This window comes from Marasmitruncus massiliensis (assembly GCF_900186535.1).
GTDB lineage: Bacteria > Bacillota > Clostridia > Oscillospirales > Ruminococcaceae > Anaerotruncus > Anaerotruncus massiliensis_A.
On sequence record NZ_FYDE01000005.1, the window covers coordinates 331,018 to 349,583 of the forward strand.

Here is an 18,566-nt window from a genome sequence, read left to right on the forward strand (position 1 = left end):
TATGGAAATAAAACGAATGGCGGAGCAGATAAACAGCGTTTCCGTCCGAAAAAAAGCAAAGCGGCTATTGGCGGCGGCGCTTGCTCTGCTGATGGTGAACCCGATTACAGGATATGGTGTTTCTGCTCATGAACAGGAAACAGAAATAATCACCGCTTTCGCGCAGCTGTCCGATGGAATTGCCACACAGCAGCTGCCGGTAGGCGCGGAGGAATCGGACATTCATCTGCCCGATACGCTGAATGTGACAGTCAGTATTTCTTCTTCCGATACGGCAAAAAGCACTGAGGAGGAATCCCAACCTGATGAAAACATTGTGGAAGAACCGCAGACGGATGAAACCTCTGACGGGGATTCTACCGTTTCGGGAAACGATGCGGAAGAACCGCAGGAAGATGAGAACAGCACAGTGGACAGCACCGCTACCGACAGCGAGGCAACGGTGGTTTTGGACAGCGGCGAGGTGCCTTTAGTAGCAACCGCCACCGGCTCTGCAATCAGCGCGGATTTAGAGGCTACGGAAACCGAGCAGACGGAAACCGAGGAAATCACCTCAGAAGAGCGGACGCTGACGGGCATCACATGGCAAATCAATGCGGAGCGCAGCGGTTCGGACACCTTTGATTCCGAAAGCGCAGGTGCGGTATTCTTCTATGAGCCGGTTCTGCGGTCGGGCTATGCCCTGGCGGATGGCGTGAGTCTGCCGCAGATTGAGGTTCGGATTGAGGATGGCGGCAGGTGGACATTTAGCCAAAGCCAGACCATAGACGGCATAGAAATCACTGTTAAGGCGGAAAAAGACGTGTTTCCGGAGGGAGCTGTTCTTCATGCCGAGAAGGTGACCAGCACAGAGGACAAAGAGAAAATCCAAAGTGCGGTCAGCAAAGAAGTACAATCCACGGATACCGCTAAAACCGTAATGGAGCTGGTTTCCTTTGACATCACCATCACCGATGCGGAGGGCAACGAGCTTCAGCCAGACACCAGTAAAGGCGAGGTAAAGGTTTCCTTTGCACAGCTGCCTATGGTTACGGAGGACACCTCACCCACGCAGGAGCTGAAGGTTTTTCACATGGATGACACCTTAAGTGACGCACAGGGCTTGGACACCACTGTGGATCAGGAGGACGGAACGCTGGAAGCGCCTGCCGAGCATTTTTCGCTGTATACGGTGGCGTTGCTGACAGCTACAGCTGAGGACGGCGAAGCCAGCGTGACCAACGCAGAGGGCGCAATTACCTACCATGCCACCGTTGAGGAAGCCGTCGTAGCGGCACTGGGCATGGAGGGTGCCACCGTTACTCTGTTGAAGGATCCGGCTGTATATGTATCTATTGTAGATATGAAGGGAGAATTTACACTTGACCTAAACGGAAAAACTTGGAGTGGTCTTGGTTTGGATGTAGGTATTGCCTCTGGCTCGCTAAAGGTACATGTCAAAGACAGCGTGGGTAGTGGCAAAATGGGAACCCTTGCATGTGGAATGCGTTCAAGCGCAACTCTTGCAGGTGGCTCATATGATAAGCTTGATTTTTCTAAATTCACCCACACTACGGTAACCCTTGATAGTATACTTGAGGACGGATATGTTTATAAGAATACTGATGGTACGATTCATCATGTAACCGAAGATGAACACTCGGACAAAATAATCAAAAATGTCAGTGTAAAGCGACAGGTATCTGCGACACTCTATGATGGAACGGTGGTGTATTGTCGTAGTATAGATGAAGCATTAACAAAACCGAATCTTGTAACAATTAAGCTGCTGGATGATATCGTCCGTGACGATTACGTGGCTGCTACCACTGAAGCCCGTACAATAGATTTGAATGGAAAAAGCTGGACTTGTAGAACAGCAGGAACAGCGCTTATACTCAGAGATTGCAGAAATATTACTATTACGGACAGTAGCGCCGAGGCTATCGGTAGAATCTCCAGCACTGGGGGTGAAGCTGTAATCAGTATTACAGGGTCTAACACAGAAAACATCGTAATTGAAAAAGGAAGATATTCCAATACAGGTGGCATGGCGATAAAGCTGGATGCTGATAACAGCAGAATGCAGTTAAGGATTAATGGCGGCACATTTATCAATGAAACTGGTGGTTCTGTTGCAATCCTTAATGGTGGGACTTGCCATATCTTCGGCGGTACATTTAGCGGAGAGCTATCCGCTAACACAAGTGTACGCCTAAGTGGCGGTAGCTTTTCAAAGATTCGCCTGTCAAGCAACTATGGTAGCCCTTTAAATCATATTCTTGGAAGCGAGCGCTGCTACAAGGCGAACGATGGTCAAAAGCTTACAGGGGAAGGGACAACATATCTTGAAAATGTAGAAGTCATACAAGCACCCATTACGATTACGGGGCAAAACAATCCCAATACGCAAGAACAAATAGCAACAGTTCCCCTTTCGGTCAATGTAAAAAAAGCCGCAACAGCCGTGGGAGAAATTACCTATCAATGGTATCAAAGACACAATGGCTCTGAATATACTAAGATAGCAGGGGCGACTACGGCACAATATTTTTTGCAAGGAAGCTTTCTTCCGGGGAGCTATAATTTCCATTGTGTTGTTGCCTGCGACGGGCTTGAGTTAACCGCACGAGAGAGTAGTAACTTGGTTATTGAGAAAATAACCCCTACCATTTCGCTAAAGCTGTTTGAAAAAGACGGAACCGAGATACCCAATGGTGGAAAATGCACAACCGATGCGTATTTTAAGGTATGGCTTAAATACCCGGATGGAACGCCTGCAGAAGTTAACGGCATTAGATTGAGCCGACTTGGACAGGAATCCAATGACAGCAAACCAGCAACTTGGGATGGAACTGAAGGCTGCTACATTACCGGTGCTCTTGGTGATTTATATGCAGGTGAGGTGACGCTAAGGGCTGGCTTTAGAGATTTTTCTCATGAAACCTTTAATGCGGTATGGAGCGAGGAGTTTACCTTTACTGCAACAAAAGTTAAAAAGGATCAGAATCCTCTAAGCACCGAATGGGAGATGAGCACTTACAACAATACCACCAAATATGGTACCGGAAACGGTAAGCTGGCTTGGCTCCAACTTGATGGTGGACCGTCAGGTTTTCATGGAATGTATTTTTATGTACAAAAGGATAATGGCGTTTTAACCGGATACGAGAATCCTAATTATGAGGGAGTATATACCTCCCCATTTAATGTGATAGGTGCAGGAACTGTTACTGTTACTGCTGTGCGTGTGGGTGACGCGGATTACAACGATGCCACAGTCAGCAAGGAAATCACCATTGCAAAGGGCGATGCACCAAGCATTACTTATCCTACAGCGAGTAATATTGCATACGGACAAAAACTGTCTGACAGCAGCTTGACAGGTGGTAGCACACAGTACGGTACATTCGCATGGACAAACGGTGATATTATTCCGACGGTTTCTAACAGCGGCTATGAGGTTACATTTACGCCAAACGCAGACACGATAAAAAATTATGAAACTATTTCCGGCGTCACCGGCAATGTCAGCATTTCTGTAAGCAGGGCAACTCCTGTCGTTACCGTTAGCGCGGCAATTTCCGGAAATACGGGGAGCCGTCAGGCAACCCTGACCGCAACGGTGACCGGCTCGGGCGACGGAGATGTTCCTGCCGGTACGGTGCAGTTTGTCAATACCACCGGTGCCACCGGTGGCAGCTCGGTGAATATAGGCAGTGCCATAACGCTTGAAAATGGCACCGCATCCTTTGACTGGACAGGGCTTGCAGATCAGAGCTACACGGTCAAGGCAGTTTACAGCGGAAACAGCAATTACAATACCGCCGACAGTTCGGAGATGGAAGTGGATATTCGCAAGCAGAATCAGGCGGCGCTTGTCATTGGCAGCATCAGTCCCAAGACCTATGGAGACAACAACTTTGTCCTTTCCGCCACCGGAGGCAGCGGAACCGGAGCTGTGACCTTTGAAAGCTCTGACCCAACCATCGTCAGCATTGCCGGTACCACAGCAACGATTCACAAGGCTGGTACCGTGACCATCACCTCTACCAAGGCGGCAAACAGCACCTATAATGAAGCAATCGCATCGGTATCCCTGACTGTTGGCAAAAAGACGCTGACCATTAAGGCGAATGATCAGCTGAACATTATCAAGGGTGCGGCAATGCCAGCGCTTACCTATATCGCAACAGGGCTTGTGGGCAGTGATACCTTTACCAGCCCGACCATATCAACTACAGCGACGGATACCGGCACCGTTGGAGAGTATGCCATTACGATCAGTGGCGGCACTCTTGCCAATGCTGACAGCTATTCCGTCACCTATACGAACGGCAAGCTGACGGTGGTCAACGTGGTTTACGCCGTAACTGTGACAAACGGAACCGGAGGCAGCAGCTACAGTGAGGGTCAGACCGTGACTATTACAGCAGATAGCCGAAACGGCTATACCTTCACCGGCTGGAGCAGTAGCGACGGGGTCACCTTTGCAAACAGCACAGCAAGCACAACAACCTTTATTATGCCGGACAAGGCAGTTACTGTCACGGCAAATTACAGCAAAAACAACAGCGGTGACGGTGGCGGTTCTTCTGGTGGCGGCAGTTCTTCCTCTGGAGGAAGCTCTACTACAACGCCTGCCGCAACGCCGGAAAAGAAACCTGACCAGCCGGTAACGGCGGCGGCTCATGTTACAGCAACAGCGGGGACGAATGGCGCGGCAAGCGCGTCCATCCCCGATAAAGCGGTAACCGACGCGATTGCGAAAGCACAAGCGGACGCAAGGACACAGGGCAAAACCGCAAACGGCATCTCCGTGGAGCTGAACGTCACCATGCCAAAGGGCGCAACCTCCCTGACGGCGGCTCTCACACGCAGCTCTTTGAATAGCCTTGTGAGTGCAGGCGTAAGCAGCCTTGAAATAGGCGGCTCCCTTGTCTCGGTAAGCTTTGATAAAAAGGCGCTGGCTGAAATCCAGAAGCAGAGCACCGGCAATATCAGCATTGCCATTGCACCTAAGACAAACCTTTCCGTAGCGGCCAAAACCATGATTGGTACAAGACCGGTGTATGACATCACCGTGGGCTATGGCAGCGGCAAGAGTGTAGCAAGCTTCGGCGGTGGAATGGCGACGGTATCCATCCCTTATACACTGGGCAAGGGCGAAGCAGTCGGCGGCCTGTATGCGGTCTATGTAGACGCAAAGGGCAATGCGGCCCGTATTGCAGGTTCTGCCTATGACACAAACAGCGGCTGTGTGATTTTTACAACCACCCATTTCTCCCAGTACGGTATCGGCTACACCGCACCGACAGCAAAGTTTACAGATATCAGCTCCCATTGGGCAAAGGAATCCATTGACTATGTGGTAGGCAGCGGGCTCCTCTCCGGCACCTCGGCAACCACCTTTGCGCCTGACACCGCCATGACCCGCGGAATGCTGGTAACGGCTCTCGGCAGACTGGCAGGCGTTGATGTGAAAGCATATACCACCAACAGCTTTACCGATGTCAAACTCGGCAGCACGTTCCAGCCTTACATTGAATGGGCATACAAGAAAGGCATTGTGCAGGGAATCGGAAATCAGCAGTTTGCACCGGACAGGGCGATTACCCGTGAGGAAATCGCGGTCATCTTTGCAAACTACGCAAAAGCAACCGGCTATACCCTGCCTGTGATGCGCAATGCCGCCACCTACGCGGATGCTTCCAGCATTGGCAGCACCTACAAAACGGCGGTCACAGCCATGCAGCAGGCGGGCATCATGATGGGTGGCACAGGCAATAAATTCAATCCAAAAACCAGTGCCACCCGCGCGGAGGTTTCCTCCATGCTGAGCCGCTATATTAAGCTGACCATTGATCCTGATACGGCACAGGGCTGGGCGAAAAACGATGCCGGACAGTATCTGTACTACAAGGACGGCAAGGCTCTCGCCGGCACACAGACCATCGACGGCGTGAAGTATTTCTTCAACACCGACGGTTCACTGAAAACCGGCTGGGTAAAGGACGGCGGCAACTGGCGCTTTTACTCTGGCAAAACCATGCTGGTAGGCTGGTGGGATCTTGGTGCGAATGGCAGCAATAAGACCTATTACTTCACCAAGGACGGTCTGATGGTATCCGGCAAGTGGCTTGAGATCGATGGTAAATGGTATTATTTTTACACCGACGGCTCCCTTGCCAGAAGCACCAAAATCGACGAGTACGAGGTGGATGAGAACGGAGTGAGAAAAATAAAGTAAAACAGCCTATTTCACGGATAATCATTTAGCACCATGAAATCAGACGGATTTTTGACCGCTTGTGCAGATTTTCGACCGCTTGATCATAACCCATTGAAAACCTCTTGACAAAATGCTACCCTAATAAAAACTACCAGACTTCTGAAAAAGGAGGTCTGGTAGTTTTTTCGTTTCTGATAAGGGAAGGAGGAGGTTGTGTGAATGTTGCGTTGTGTGCGACATTTTTAGAAGAAGATGTTTGGGGAAGCCGTCTGTGTGCGGCCGCTTTTCCGCAAAAGCTTGACATTACGGAATGCAACAGCGCTCAGGCGCTTTTACGGATACTGGAGCTAAAGCCGTTCTCTTTTTTGACGGTAGCCTTAAATGGCGTGGCCGGATTGGAAGCGGTTCGGCAGCTCCGGTCGAAAGCGCCGGACATCCCTATTTTGTGGATTTCCGACGAGGACTACAGTCTGTTTGGGTATCAGTACCGTGTGACCAGTTTTCTGTGCAGACCTGTACCGGACACAGAGCTTCGGGACGCGGTTTCAAGCTGTATGCGACTTGTGGAGAAAGGAGCGGGAAACTTATGAAACGCACGATTGCGCTTTGTGGCACAGATGAAAGTACCGCCCATGAGCTGGCGTGTTGCGGCAGATACCTTGTTTTGAACTTTATTGAAGAACCTGAACGGCGCGGGGATGTGAAACTGGCCTATTTCCTACGGGACGGCCCACTGGTGTCGCTGGCCGTCGTGGGCTATCCAGGCGCCGAGGGGCTTTCCGCTTGTGATTATTTGCGGTCGCAGAGCGGCTTGCCGCATATTTCATTTTCACCGGTATCAATGGATTGGCCGTTACCAGTGCGGATAGACAAAATAGGAAAACAATAAGAAGAACCATGCCTTGAAAAGGCACGGAGCAATGGAGGTTATTATGGAAATAAAACGAATGGCGGAGCACATAAACAGCGTTTCCGTCCGAAAAAAAGCAAAGCGGCTATTGGCGGCGGCGCTTGCTCTGCTGATGGTGAACCCGATTACAGGATATGGTGTTTCTGCTCATGAACAGGAAACAGAAATAATCACCGCTTTCGCGCAGCTGTCCGATGGAATTGCCACACAGCAGCTGCCGGTAGGTGCGGAGGAATCGGACATTCATCTGCCCGATACGCTGAATGTGACAGTCAGTATTTCTTCTGCCGATACGGCAAAAAGCACTGAGGAGGAATCCCAACCCGACAAAACTGCTACGGAAGAATCCGAACCTGACGAGAGCATTGCGGAAGAACCACAGACAGATGGAACCGCAGACAGGGATTCCACCGTTTCGGGAAATGACGCGGAGGAATCGCAGGAAGAAGAAAATAGCGCAGAGGACAACACCGCTACCGACAGCGAGGCTACAGTGGTCTTGGATAGCGGCGAAGTGCCTTTAGCCGCAAGCACCACCGGTTCTGCAATCAGCGCGGATTTAGAGGCTGCGGAAACCGAGCAGGCGGAAACTGAGGAAATCACCTCGGAAGAGCGGACGCTGACGGGCATCACATGGCAAATCAATGCGGAGCGCAGCGGTTCGGACACCTTTGATTCCGAAAGCGCAGGTGCGGTATTCTTCTATGAGCCGGTTCTGCGGTCGGGCTATGCCCTGGCGGATGGCGTGAGTCTGCCGCAGATTACTGTGACGGTGGGCGCACCCGTAGTGGTAGGGCTGGTCACCGCCTTTAATGCGCTTGCGGACGATATCCGCTGGCAGTCGGTGGAGTATGGCACGGCGCAGGAGCAGTTAAACCTCCCCAAAACCCTGTCTGCCATGGCGGAGGGTGAAGCGGTGCAGGCTTCTGTAACATGGGAAGCCGAACCTGCCTATGACGCAAATACCAAGGGTCTGTATCTCTTCACGGCAAGGCTTGCTGAGGGATTTCGCACCACAGCGGAGCTACCCCATCTCGCCGTTGTGGTGCGTGCACCAGAGATGCGGATGGCACGCAGCTTTGGCGGAGGCGCACAGGAAGCCGATCCATTCCTGATTGGCACGGCAGCGCAGCTTGCCGAGATTGCCGCGCTGACCAATGCTGGTCAGCTTGAAACGATCTTTCTTGGTACGTCCAGCGGCAAGGTATACTTAAAGCTGGACAATGACATTGACCTTTCGGGCTATAACGCCGACGGCGGCTGGACGCCCGTCGGAACTGGCACAAACAACTTCAAGGGCAGCTTTGACGGTGACAATCATATGATTACCGGGCTTACCCTTAATCGCCCCGATGACTACTTTCAGGGGCTGTTCGGATATATCGGCAACGGCGGAATGGTGCAAAACATAGGTGTGGTGGATGCCAGTGTCAGTGGCAAAGACTATGTCGGCGGCGTGGCGGGATATGTTTATGGCGGCACGGTGCAAAACTGCTATGTCACCGGCAATGTCAGCGGCGCAGGCTTTGTCGGCGGCGTGGCGGGGCAGGTTGACAGCTACGGCACCATGAAAAACTGCTACAACACCGGCAGTGTCAGCGGCACAAGCAAGGTCGGCGGTGTGACAGGGCGTATTAACGGTGGCACCGTACAAAGTTGCTACAACACCGGCAGCGTCATCGGTACCGGAGACTATGTCGGCGGCGTGGCTGGGGATACTAGCGGCGGCGATGGGATGCAAAACTGCTACAACACCGGCAGCGTCAGCGGCGCAGGCTTTGTCGGCGGTGCGGTGGGCTTGCTTGACGGTGGCACCGCGCAAAGCTGCTACAGCACCGGCAGTGTCATCGGCACCGGTCAATATGTCGGCGGCGTAGCGGGACGGGCTGTAACCAGCACACTGCAAAACTGTGCTGCGCTGAACCCTTCTGTTTCTGGCGGCAGCAATGCGGGCCGTGTGGCGGGGAATATTATGGGCGGCACTCCCTCCGGCAACATCGCCTTTGGCGGCATGACGGTAAACGGCAGCACAGCAACAGGGGGTTCGGCAGACAATAATAACGGCGCAGACACGACTGTTGCCGCCCTCAAGGCGGATACAGCCGGTGTGCTTTCTAGTCTATTCACCTCAGCAAACGGCTGGGAATACACAGCGGGCGGGCTGCCCATCCTCACCGGTTTTGCCGCGGATGTACAGGACAGCACCATGCCTGTGCACATCGCAGACGGCACCGATCCGAATTTCCGTGGCGAGGGCACGGAAGCAAACCCCTACCAAATCAGCACCCCTGCCCAGCTTGCCAAGCTGGCGGAGCTTGTGAATGATGCGGCTACCAACGCAGCTTATGGCGGTACAATGGTTTATTATAAGCTGATGAATCCTCTCAATCTTTCGGGCTATGCCACGGGTGAGGGCTGGGTACCCATCGGAGTTCATTCAGCAAAACCGTTTAATGGTATATTTAACGGTAACGGCAACCAAATCACAGGGCTGACCATCAATCGTACCGGCAGTATAAATCAGGGGCTTTTCGGACATATCGGCGGTGGCGGCATGGTGGAAAATCTTGGTGTGGTGAATGTCAGCGTCAACGGCGGGGATAATACCGGCGGCGTGGCAGGATATGTCGGTGGCGGCATAGTGGAAGATTGCTATGTCACCGGCAGTGTCAGTGGTAATGATGCGGTAGGGGGCGTGACGGGATATGTCAATTTCGGTGGTAGGGTGCAAAGCTGCTATGCCACAGGGCAGGTAACCGCCACAGGAAGCACCGTGAATGCCGGCGGCTTGGTAGGGCGTGTACAAGATGGCACGGTAACAAACTGCGCCGTACTGAACTCCGGTGTAACAGCGATATCCACCGCCCAGGGTATCGGCCGTGTAACGGGTCGTCTGCAAAGTGGCGGCCTCTCCGGCAACATCGCCTTTAGCGGCATGTCGGTGATGGTGGGCGGTACTCCGAAAAGCATCACCGACAGCGCAACCGGCTTAGACGGCGCGGGCCAAAACAAAGCCGCACTGCAAACAGCGGACGCTTTCCCCGCAGTGTTTATAAATAGCCCGTGGACATACACAGCAGGCAAGCTGCCCGGCTTGGGCGGCACAGCGGCGGATATGCCTGCGTACTTACAGGCGGAGGGCGCAGCCCCCTTTGAGGGTGCGGGAACTTCCAGTGAAAACCCCTTCCTTATCAAAACCGAGGAGGATCTCGCAAGGCTGGCGCAGTTTACAAATGCGGGGGATAACTTTTACTCCCAGTATTTTAGGCTGGAAAATAACCTTGACCTTTCAGGTTATGCAACCGGCGGGGGCTGGGTTCCCATTGGAACAGACGATATGGCAACCTTCAAGGGTATCTTTAACGGCAACGGCAAGACGATAACAGGGCTGACCATCAACCGCCCCGATGCCAACTATCAGGGGCTGTTCGGATATATCGGCACAGGCGGCACGGTGCAAAGCTTAGGTATACTAAATGCTAGCGTCAGCGGAAAAATCTCCGGCAGCGTGGCGGGGCGAGTTGACGGCACGTTGGAAAACTGCTACAGCACTGGCAGCGTCAGCGGTGAAAGCAGTGTCGGCGGCGTGGCAGGTATGGTTGACGGCACGGTTAAAAACTGCTACAGCACCGGCAGCGTCAGCGGTATAAGCAATGTCGGCGGCGTGGCGGGGATTCTTTACGGCACGGTGATAAACTGCTACAGTACCGGCAGCATCAGCGGCACAAACTATATCGGCGGTGTGGCGGGGTATGTGACTACTGCCGCCAGCTCCGTGCAAAACTGCGCCGCGCTCAATCCCTCCGTTTCCGGCAGCAGCAATGTCGGTCGTGTTGCGGGGGATGTTTACAATGCAACCCTCACAAGCAACTACGCCTACACCGGCATTTCCAGTACATGGGATAACAAAGGAATCAATGCAAAGGACGGTGCGGATTTAACCTCCGCCACCCTCTTTGGCGGCAATTTCTGGACGAATGCGGCCAACTGGGACACCTCCGCTTGGGATTCTGGCATATGGACTTTCGCAGACGGCAAGCTGCCCACCCTAAAGAATATTGCAGGGCAAAGCGGCGCGCCGGAGCGGTATCTGCTTAATCTTTCTACCGATGCACTGTCTGTGATTCTTTCGGGAACGGATGTAAGCGGCAGCGGCAGTGCCTACACCGCCCTTGCCAGCGCCAACTCGCAGACGGTCACGGTAAACGTCACCGGCATGGAGCGCTGGACAGAACCGGATGTGACCATCACGGCAAAAAATGCGGCTGACAGCGGCGTCATAAGCGTGACCTCCGTAGAAAACGGCAGCGGCACGTTTGACATTCCTGCCGTTTTTTCCGGCGGTATCATCATCACCACCCAATCGGTCAGCAATCCCAACAATAAGCAAGATGTCACCCTCACAGTAAACAAGAGGGAGTTGACGGCGGCGGACTTTACAATTGACCCGAGTGACAGAATTACTCCCTATAGCGGTGTGATACAGTCGCTTCCCGTCATCGCACCCAGCGGAGCGGGTGCTGTAACGCTGAAATATGACGGCACAGCGACCCCTCCGGCAAATGCCGATACCTATGCGGTGACGGCGAATGTAACCGCTGGAACGGTGTATAACGTAGCAACCGATATTTCGCTGGGTAATTTCAGCATTGCGCCCAAGTCAGTTACCATCACAGGTGTAACCGCACCAGCCCGCACCTATGACGGTACCACCTCCGTTGCGCTTGCCGGCGGAAGCCTTACCGGCGTGGAGAGTGGCGATGCTGCAAACCTAAGCTTTACTCTCGGCACAGGCACAACAGAGGACGCAAATGCGGGAACTAACAAGCCGGTCACGATAACCGGCGTTGCCCTGACCGGCACGGCTGCGGACAACTACACCCTAACGCAGCCTACCGGCGTAACGGTGAACATCACCCAAAAACCGCTGACCATTTCCTCCGCTACGGCAGCAAACAAACAGTATGACGGTAATCTGGACGCTACGGTTACAGATGTGGTGTTTAGCGGTTTGGTTGACAGCGAGAATTTTGTGATTGGTACCGACTATACCGCCACAGGCTCGTTTGACAACGCAGATGTTGGCACTGGAAAAACCGTCACCATAACACCCATACTCAATTCTACGGAAATGGCGAATAATTACAGCCTTCTCGGCACGGTTAATGCAACCGCCAATATCACCGCCAAACAGATTGACGGCACGGTTTCCATCGTCGTAACCCAAGGCGGCGGCGATTCTGGCAGAATCGATGCGGGTGATACCCTCACGGCGAACACCGGCGGCATTACGCCCCATGATGCAACCCTTTCCTACCAGTGGTATCGGAATGGAACCCCAATCAGCAGTGCCACCGGTACAACCTACACGATAGCAGGCATAGGCACCGACCCGGTTGGTTCACTCATCACTGTGCGGGTAACGGGAACGGGCAACTATGCGGGCAGCAAGACGAGCGACCCGGTGGAAATCGGCAGAATCCCACTGGGAGGCAGTGTTTCCATCGACGGAACAACCGCCTTGGGCGAAACGCTGACGCTGAATACCGCTTCCCTGACACCGAGCGACGCAACCACCTCCATCGAGTGGCTTCGTGAGGGCAGCATAATCAGTGGTGCGGTCGGCAGCAGTTACACCATCACCAGAAGTGATCTTGGAAAAATAATCTCCGTGCAGGCGACCGGCACAGGTAATTACAACGGCACAATAACCGCAGAAAAGGCAGTCCCTGCAGTCGTGCCCGATGCGCCGGTACTGACCGCCACGGCGGGCAACACGCAAATTACGCTGAACTGGACAGTGCCCTTTAACGGCGGCAGCGCGATTACGAAATATCAAATTTCCAGCGATAACGGCACGAATTGGACGGATGCCGGACTTGTGACCACCCATACCGTTACCGGGCTGACCAATGGCACAGCCTATACCTTTAAGCTTCGGGCAGTCAATGGAGTTGGTAACGGTGCAGAAGCTTCCGCAGCGAGTACGCCTGCTGCGCCTCACTCCGGTGGTGGCGGTTCTTCTTCTGGAGGAAGCTCTGCTACAGCACCTGCCATAACGCCGGAAAAGACACCGAACCAGCCGGTAACGGCGGCGGCTCCCGTCACGGCAGCAGCAGGAAAGAACGGTTCGGCAAGTGCGTCCATCCCGGAGAAATCCGTAACGGATGCCATTGCCAAGGCGCAGGCTGATGCAAAAGCGCAGGGCAAAACCGCTAATGGGATCTCTGTGAAGCTGAACGTTACCATGCCTAAGGGTTCTACTTCCCTGACGGCAACGCTAACCCGCAATTCTCTGAACAGTCTTGTGAGCGCGGGAGTAACCAGCCTTGAACTGAATGGCTCGCCTGTGACGGTTTCCTTTGATAAAAAGGCGCTGGCGGAAATCCAGAAGCAAAGCACCGGTGACATCAAAATTGCTGTTGCACCTAAAATCAACCTTTCTAAGGGCGCGATAAAAATCATCGGCACAAGACCGGTCTATGACATCACTGTAGGTTATGGAAACGGTAAGACCGTATCCAGCTTTAGCGGTGGAATTGCGACCGTATCTATTCCGTATGTGCTGGGCAAGAACGAAGCAGACGGAGGTCTGTATGCCGTTTACGTAGATGCAAAGGGCAACGCCACCCGTATCGCAGGCTCTGCCTATGATACGAACAGCGGATGCGTCATTTTCACAACAACACATTTTTCACAGTACGGCATCGGTTATACGGCTCCCAGCGCTAAACTGGCGGATATCTCCTTCCATTGGGCAAAGGAAAGCATTGACTATGTGGTCAGTAGAGGGCTTCTCTCCGGCACATCGGAAACCACCTTTGAGCCGAACAGCGCCATGACCCGCGGAATGCTGGTGACGGCACTTGGCAGATTAGCAGATGTAAATGTGAAATCCTACAGCACAAACAGCTTCACCGATGTCAAAATCGGAAGCACATTCCAGCCTTACATTGAGTGGGCGTACAAAAAAGGCATTGTGCAGGGTACTGGTAACGGCAAGTTTGAACCTGACCGTGCTGTCACCCGTGAGGAAATTGCGGTAATCTTTGCAAATTACGCCAAGGCAACCGGCTACACCCTGCCTGTGACGCGCACCGCGACAACTTATACGGATGCCTCTGGCATTGGAAATGCCTACAAGACAGCAGTCACAGCCATGCAGCAGGCAGGCATCATGATGGGCGGTACAGGTAATAAATTCAATCCGAAAGCCAGTGCCACACGCGCGGAGGTTTCCTCTATGCTGAGTCGCTACATCAAACTGACCATTGATCCGGATACAGCACAGGGCTGGGCGAAAAACGACGTTGGACAGTACCTGTACTACAAGGACGGCAAGGCTCTCGCCGGGACACAGACCATCAACGGCGTAAAGTATTTCTTTAACACCGACGGTACGCTGAAAACCGGCTGGGTAAAGGACGGCGGCAACTGGTGCTTTTACTCCGGCAACATCATGCTGGTAGGCTGGTGGGATCTTGGTGCAAACGGAAACAACAAGACCTATTACTTTTCCAAGGACGGCCTGATGGTATCCGGCAAGTGGCTGGAAATCGACGGCAAGTGGTATTACTTCTATGCCGATGGCTCCCTTGCCAGAAGCTCTAAGGTGGACGGCTATGAGGTCGATGCAAACGGCATGAGAAAGACGCAGTAAGCAGAACAAATCAATAGAGCTATGGGCAAACCCGGTTAAAGCCGGGGACGCAAAGCCGAGGGTCTAAGGTGTCTTAGGATGCTATGATAGTCTGGCTGCGAAGTTAGTCAAAAGCCTGCCCTTCGCAATTTTGAAGGGCAGGCTTTTGCGGCTTTTAACGGATGCTTCAGGTATCAGGATATCGGCTTTCGCTGGGCTATGGCGAGAGAGGTATCCGCATGAAGATATTTAGGTTTCGTCCCTTTCCGAGGTGTAAATAGAGACAGAGCAACTCGTACATATCCTCCTTCACCTCTACAATTTAATTATACAAGGTTAAAAAAGTTAGCACTTTGCCGTGGGCATCGTGCTGACTTTTTTCTTTCGACAAGAAAATCTATACAGCGACTAAATATTCCATATAATGGGATTTTTTTCGCTGTTTTTTATATAGGCGAAGTTATTCCGCACTGCCGCTCTCCTCCGCTTCTGACATTTTGATTCACCATCAAAATTTCAGAAAACGGAGGACAAGCCATATGGCAGAGAAAAAAGAATATCGAATCAAGGTGCAGGGGCAGCTCGTCCCTGTCAGCGAAGAAGTCTATTTGACCTATCACCGCATGAAGCGCCGCGAAACTTATCTGGAGGAAAGGGATACGACAAACGGCGTCTTTTATTACAGTGCCCTGGATACGGAGGGAACCAATGGTGAGGATGTAATTCCAGACCTTGTTTCTCCCCGTGTGGAGGATGCCGCAGTGGACAAGCTGTTGGCAGAAAAGCTCCACCAGTGCCTCTCACAGCTCACCAAAGAAGAACAGGAGCTGATTTTTACTCTGTTTTTTCAGAATAAAAGTGAGCGTCAACTCGCTGCGGAAACCGGCATTCCACAGAAAACCATCAATGACCGGCGGCACAGAATTCTGGTCAAACTAAAAAAACTTATGAAAATTTAAAAATAAGTCCGCTCAACCCCCTCACGAAATCGGCTTAGTAGTGAGGGGGTTTTTCTATTCTCCCTCACGGCTCTTTGAAAACTTCATATCCGATGACCTGAATACGTTAGCTGACGGACCCCGAAAGGGAAAGCGACCCCGGAGGATGCGCCAAGACCACCTGTAGGCAGGCAGCAAGAAAAGCGGAATCACTCATTTTTCTGTTCGCTCGTTTCTTTCTGCTCCTATCAAAGACGGCCAAATAAGGTGCAAAGCGGTACCCATCCGGCCGGAAAACAGGCTGTGGCAGCCTGTCTCGCAATGACCCCGTCAGCCTATATTGATACTTCTGTCCAGTCACAGCCCCCCTTGACCGGGGGATCACGCAATGAGGGCAGCCGGCAGAGATCCTGGCGGGGGTGGAATTCCCATGATGCGGTGAAGCCAGCCGCAGTTCAGGCCGTCGCCTTTGTTGTGCAAGGCATTGCTTTGCACAGTGCGCTTGGGGAGTAGTGTCGAATTAAGCGCCTTGATTACAGAAAAAAGACTTAATGTCAGAAGCGATGGGGATCGCTCTGCCTTCACAGCAGGGCGGTCCCTATATTTGTGTCATTAAGAAAAAAGAGGATTTCACATCAAGGAGGTGTAAAGTTTGGACACAATAAAGCAAGGTGTCAGCCGTGGCGATATTTACTACGCCGATTTAAACCCCGTTGTAGGCTGTGAGCAGGGAGGCATCCGCCCCGTACTTATCCTGCAAAACAATATCGGAAACCGCCACAGCCCCACCACCATCGTCTGTGCCATCACCGGCAGGCCGAAAAAGCCCTTACCAACTCATACAGCTATTACCGGTGCGGGCAAATTGTCCAGGGAGTCCTTTGCACTTCTGGAGCAGATACGCACCATTGACCGGTTCCGGCTTCGGGGCTTTATCGGCAGGCTGGACGAGCAGGAGATGGAAGAAATCAACCAGGCACTTTCTATCAGCGTCGGACTGAGTCCGGCGATTTTTTTATTTGGGAGGGAAACGCCATGACAAACACCCAGGTAACCGATAACCTTATGTTCGTTGCCGCCCTGCAGCAGCTCGTGCAGCTTGCGGCCGCCAAGGGCATGACGGAGTCGGAAATCGAAAAGGTCAAAAAGGACTTGGAACGCAGGCTGCGGCCCACCATTATCGCTCCTTGCTGACCCCCTGTCTTGTTTTCTGTTTGTTTTCAATGATTCAGTAGCTATGTGCGGGGAGGTGTGGTAGTGTATGTCGTTGAAAGGAGGGAAAAAAGATGTATAACCCCAATTTAGCATCGGCGGAACCGCCGAAAATCACTGTCATATCAGCAAAATCGCAAGAGATCGCAAAGCTCCGCGTGGCGGCATACGCCCGTGTGAGCAGCGACTCGGATGACCAGCAGAACTCCTACATCGCACAGGTGGACTACTACACCAAAAACATTGCCGCCCATGAGGGCTGGGAGCTGGCGGACATCTACGCCGACGAAGGCATTACCGGCCTTGTGGCAAGCAAACGGGACGATTTCAACCGCATGATACAGGACTGCCGGGACGGAAAAATCGACCGCATCCTCGTTAAATCCATATCCCGCTTTGCGAGGAACACCAAGGAGTATATCCAGTATGTGAGGGAGCTCCTCCGACTGGGCGTCTCCATCCACTTTGAAAAGGAAAACATCGACACCGGCAAGATGACGTCGGAGCAGATCGCCACCATCTACGGCGCTTTCTCACAGATGGAATCCCAAAACCACTCGAACAATATGCGGATCAGCGTCCGCATCCGAATGGAAAAGGGCGACTACGTTTCACCGACAACCCCCTACGGCTATAAGCTGGAGGAACGCACCCTGGTGATCATCCCGGAGCAGGCCGAGGTGGTGCGCCGCATTTTCACCGCCTATCTGAGCGGCCAGGGCAAGGAGGATATCGCAAACGAGCTGAACCGGCTGGGTATCCCCCGCACGAAAGACCGAAAGATGTGGTATTCAACCACGATAGGGTATATCCTGACCAACATCTCCTACACCGGGGATATGGTCTGGCAAAAGAGCTTCGCTACCAACGACATCCCCTTCCGGCAGGTACGGAATAAAGGAGAAAAGCCCAAATATTTCGTGGAGAACTGCCATGAGCCGATTATCTCCAAGGATGAATTCCAGCGGGTGCAGGCGCTTCTGGAAACTCGCAGGTTGCAGATAGCGGGCACGGTTTCCTCCGCACTGCTGAAAAAGAAACTCCACTGCGGAAACTGCGGTACCCTGTTCCGAAGGAAAATCGTCAATGAAAAGGTCTACTGGGCTTGCCGGAGGCATGACAGCCATAAAGACCTTTGCCCGATTTCTCAGGTACCGGAGGAACAGATTATCACGGCAATCCTCCGAATGTACCACAAGCTGAAACGGCACCGTGAGCAAATCCTGTCGCCGCTCCTAAGTCAGCTCACTGAGCTGAGAGAAAAGGAACTCCGTTCCAATCGAAAGATCAACGACATAGATAAGGAAATAGCACAGTTAACCGAGCAGAATCTCGTTCTTGTTCGACTCAAGTCGAAGGGATACGTAGATTCTGCTCTTTATTTATCCCAAACCGGCGATATCGACTTCAAGCTGCGGGAACTGCGCCGTCTGCGCCGCCGCATCATGGAAACTACCGGCGAGGATGGGCAGATCAAGGCCACGGAAACAATGCTGGATTATCTGGAGTCCAGCCCCGAACACTTAGGGGAGCTCACCGAGGAATTGTTTGAAGCCTTGGTGGAGAACATCACCATCTCCTCGGAAACCGAGATGAACCTCACCCTTTACAACGGGCTCACCCTGAAGGAAACCATGGAAAGGACGGTGCGGTAGC

General features: G+C 52.7%; 8 protein-coding genes and 1 riboswitch. All 8 genes read left to right on the top strand.

From position 1 onward, the window contains the following. Position 1 precedes the first annotated feature (1 nt). On the top strand, positions 2–6,229 hold the full coding sequence (locus tag C1A10_RS09585) for an S-layer homology domain-containing protein (RefSeq protein ID WP_180951078.1): 6,228 nt from the start codon (positions 2–4) through the stop codon (positions 6,227–6,229). A gap of 197 nt (positions 6,230–6,426) precedes the next feature. Next, entirely contained in the window at positions 6,427–6,801 is a 375-nt protein-coding gene (locus C1A10_RS09590) for a response regulator (protein WP_101910058.1), read from the top strand. Continuing rightward, positions 6,798–7,100 carry a response regulator gene (locus tag C1A10_RS09595; protein ID WP_101910059.1) on the top strand — a complete coding sequence of 101 codons (303 nt, stop codon included), beginning with the start codon at positions 6,798–6,800 and terminating at the stop codon, positions 7,098–7,100. Before C1A10_RS09590 ends, C1A10_RS09595 begins: the two co-directional genes overlap by 4 nt. A gap of 43 nt (positions 7,101–7,143) precedes the next feature. Beyond that, the gene (locus C1A10_RS09600) at positions 7,144–14,781 is read left to right on the top strand and encodes an S-layer homology domain-containing protein (RefSeq protein WP_101910060.1); all 7,638 of its coding nucleotides are present in this window, start codon (positions 7,144–7,146) and stop codon (positions 14,779–14,781) included. Positions 14,782–14,795: 14 nt separating this feature from the next. Next, positions 14,796–14,884: riboswitch (cyclic di-GMP riboswitch) on the top strand. Positions 14,885–15,299: 415 nt separating this feature from the next. Then, a complete protein-coding gene (locus tag C1A10_RS09605) occupies positions 15,300–15,719 on the top strand; it encodes a sigma-70 family RNA polymerase sigma factor (RefSeq protein ID WP_101910061.1) in 420 nt (139 codons plus the stop codon). A 631-nt stretch (positions 15,720–16,350) separates the two neighbouring features. Next, entirely contained in the window at positions 16,351–16,737 is a 387-nt protein-coding gene (locus tag C1A10_RS09615; RefSeq protein ID WP_101910063.1) for a type II toxin-antitoxin system PemK/MazF family toxin, read from the top strand. Next, a complete protein-coding gene (locus C1A10_RS18480) occupies positions 16,734–16,892 on the top strand; it encodes a hypothetical protein (protein WP_180951079.1) in 159 nt (52 codons plus the stop codon). The genes C1A10_RS09615 and C1A10_RS18480 overlap by 4 nt, the downstream gene beginning before the upstream one ends. A 92-nt stretch (positions 16,893–16,984) precedes the next feature. Further along, complete coding sequence (locus C1A10_RS09620; RefSeq protein WP_101910064.1) at positions 16,985–18,565, top strand: recombinase family protein; 1,581 nt, start codon at positions 16,985–16,987, stop codon at positions 18,563–18,565. Position 18,566 lies beyond the last annotated feature (1 nt).

What these genes read in the sequence shown, in the direction of transcription:
- C1A10_RS09585 (WP_180951078.1), top strand. Translation starts at nt 2, where the DNA reads ATGGAAATAAAACGAATGGCGGAGCAGATAAACAGCGTTTCCGTCCGA.
- C1A10_RS09600 (WP_101910060.1), top strand. Translation starts at nt 7,144, where the DNA reads ATGGAAATAAAACGAATGGCGGAGCACATAAACAGCGTTTCCGTCCGA.
- C1A10_RS09605 (WP_101910061.1), top strand. Translation starts at nt 15,300, where the DNA reads ATGGCAGAGAAAAAAGAATATCGAATCAAGGTGCAGGGGCAGCTCGTC.
- C1A10_RS09595 (WP_101910059.1), top strand. Translation starts at nt 6,798, where the DNA reads ATGAAACGCACGATTGCGCTTTGTGGCACAGATGAAAGTACCGCCCAT.
- C1A10_RS09620 (WP_101910064.1), top strand. Translation starts at nt 16,985, where the DNA reads ATGTATAACCCCAATTTAGCATCGGCGGAACCGCCGAAAATCACTGTC.
- C1A10_RS18480 (WP_180951079.1), top strand. Translation starts at nt 16,734, where the DNA reads ATGACAAACACCCAGGTAACCGATAACCTTATGTTCGTTGCCGCCCTG.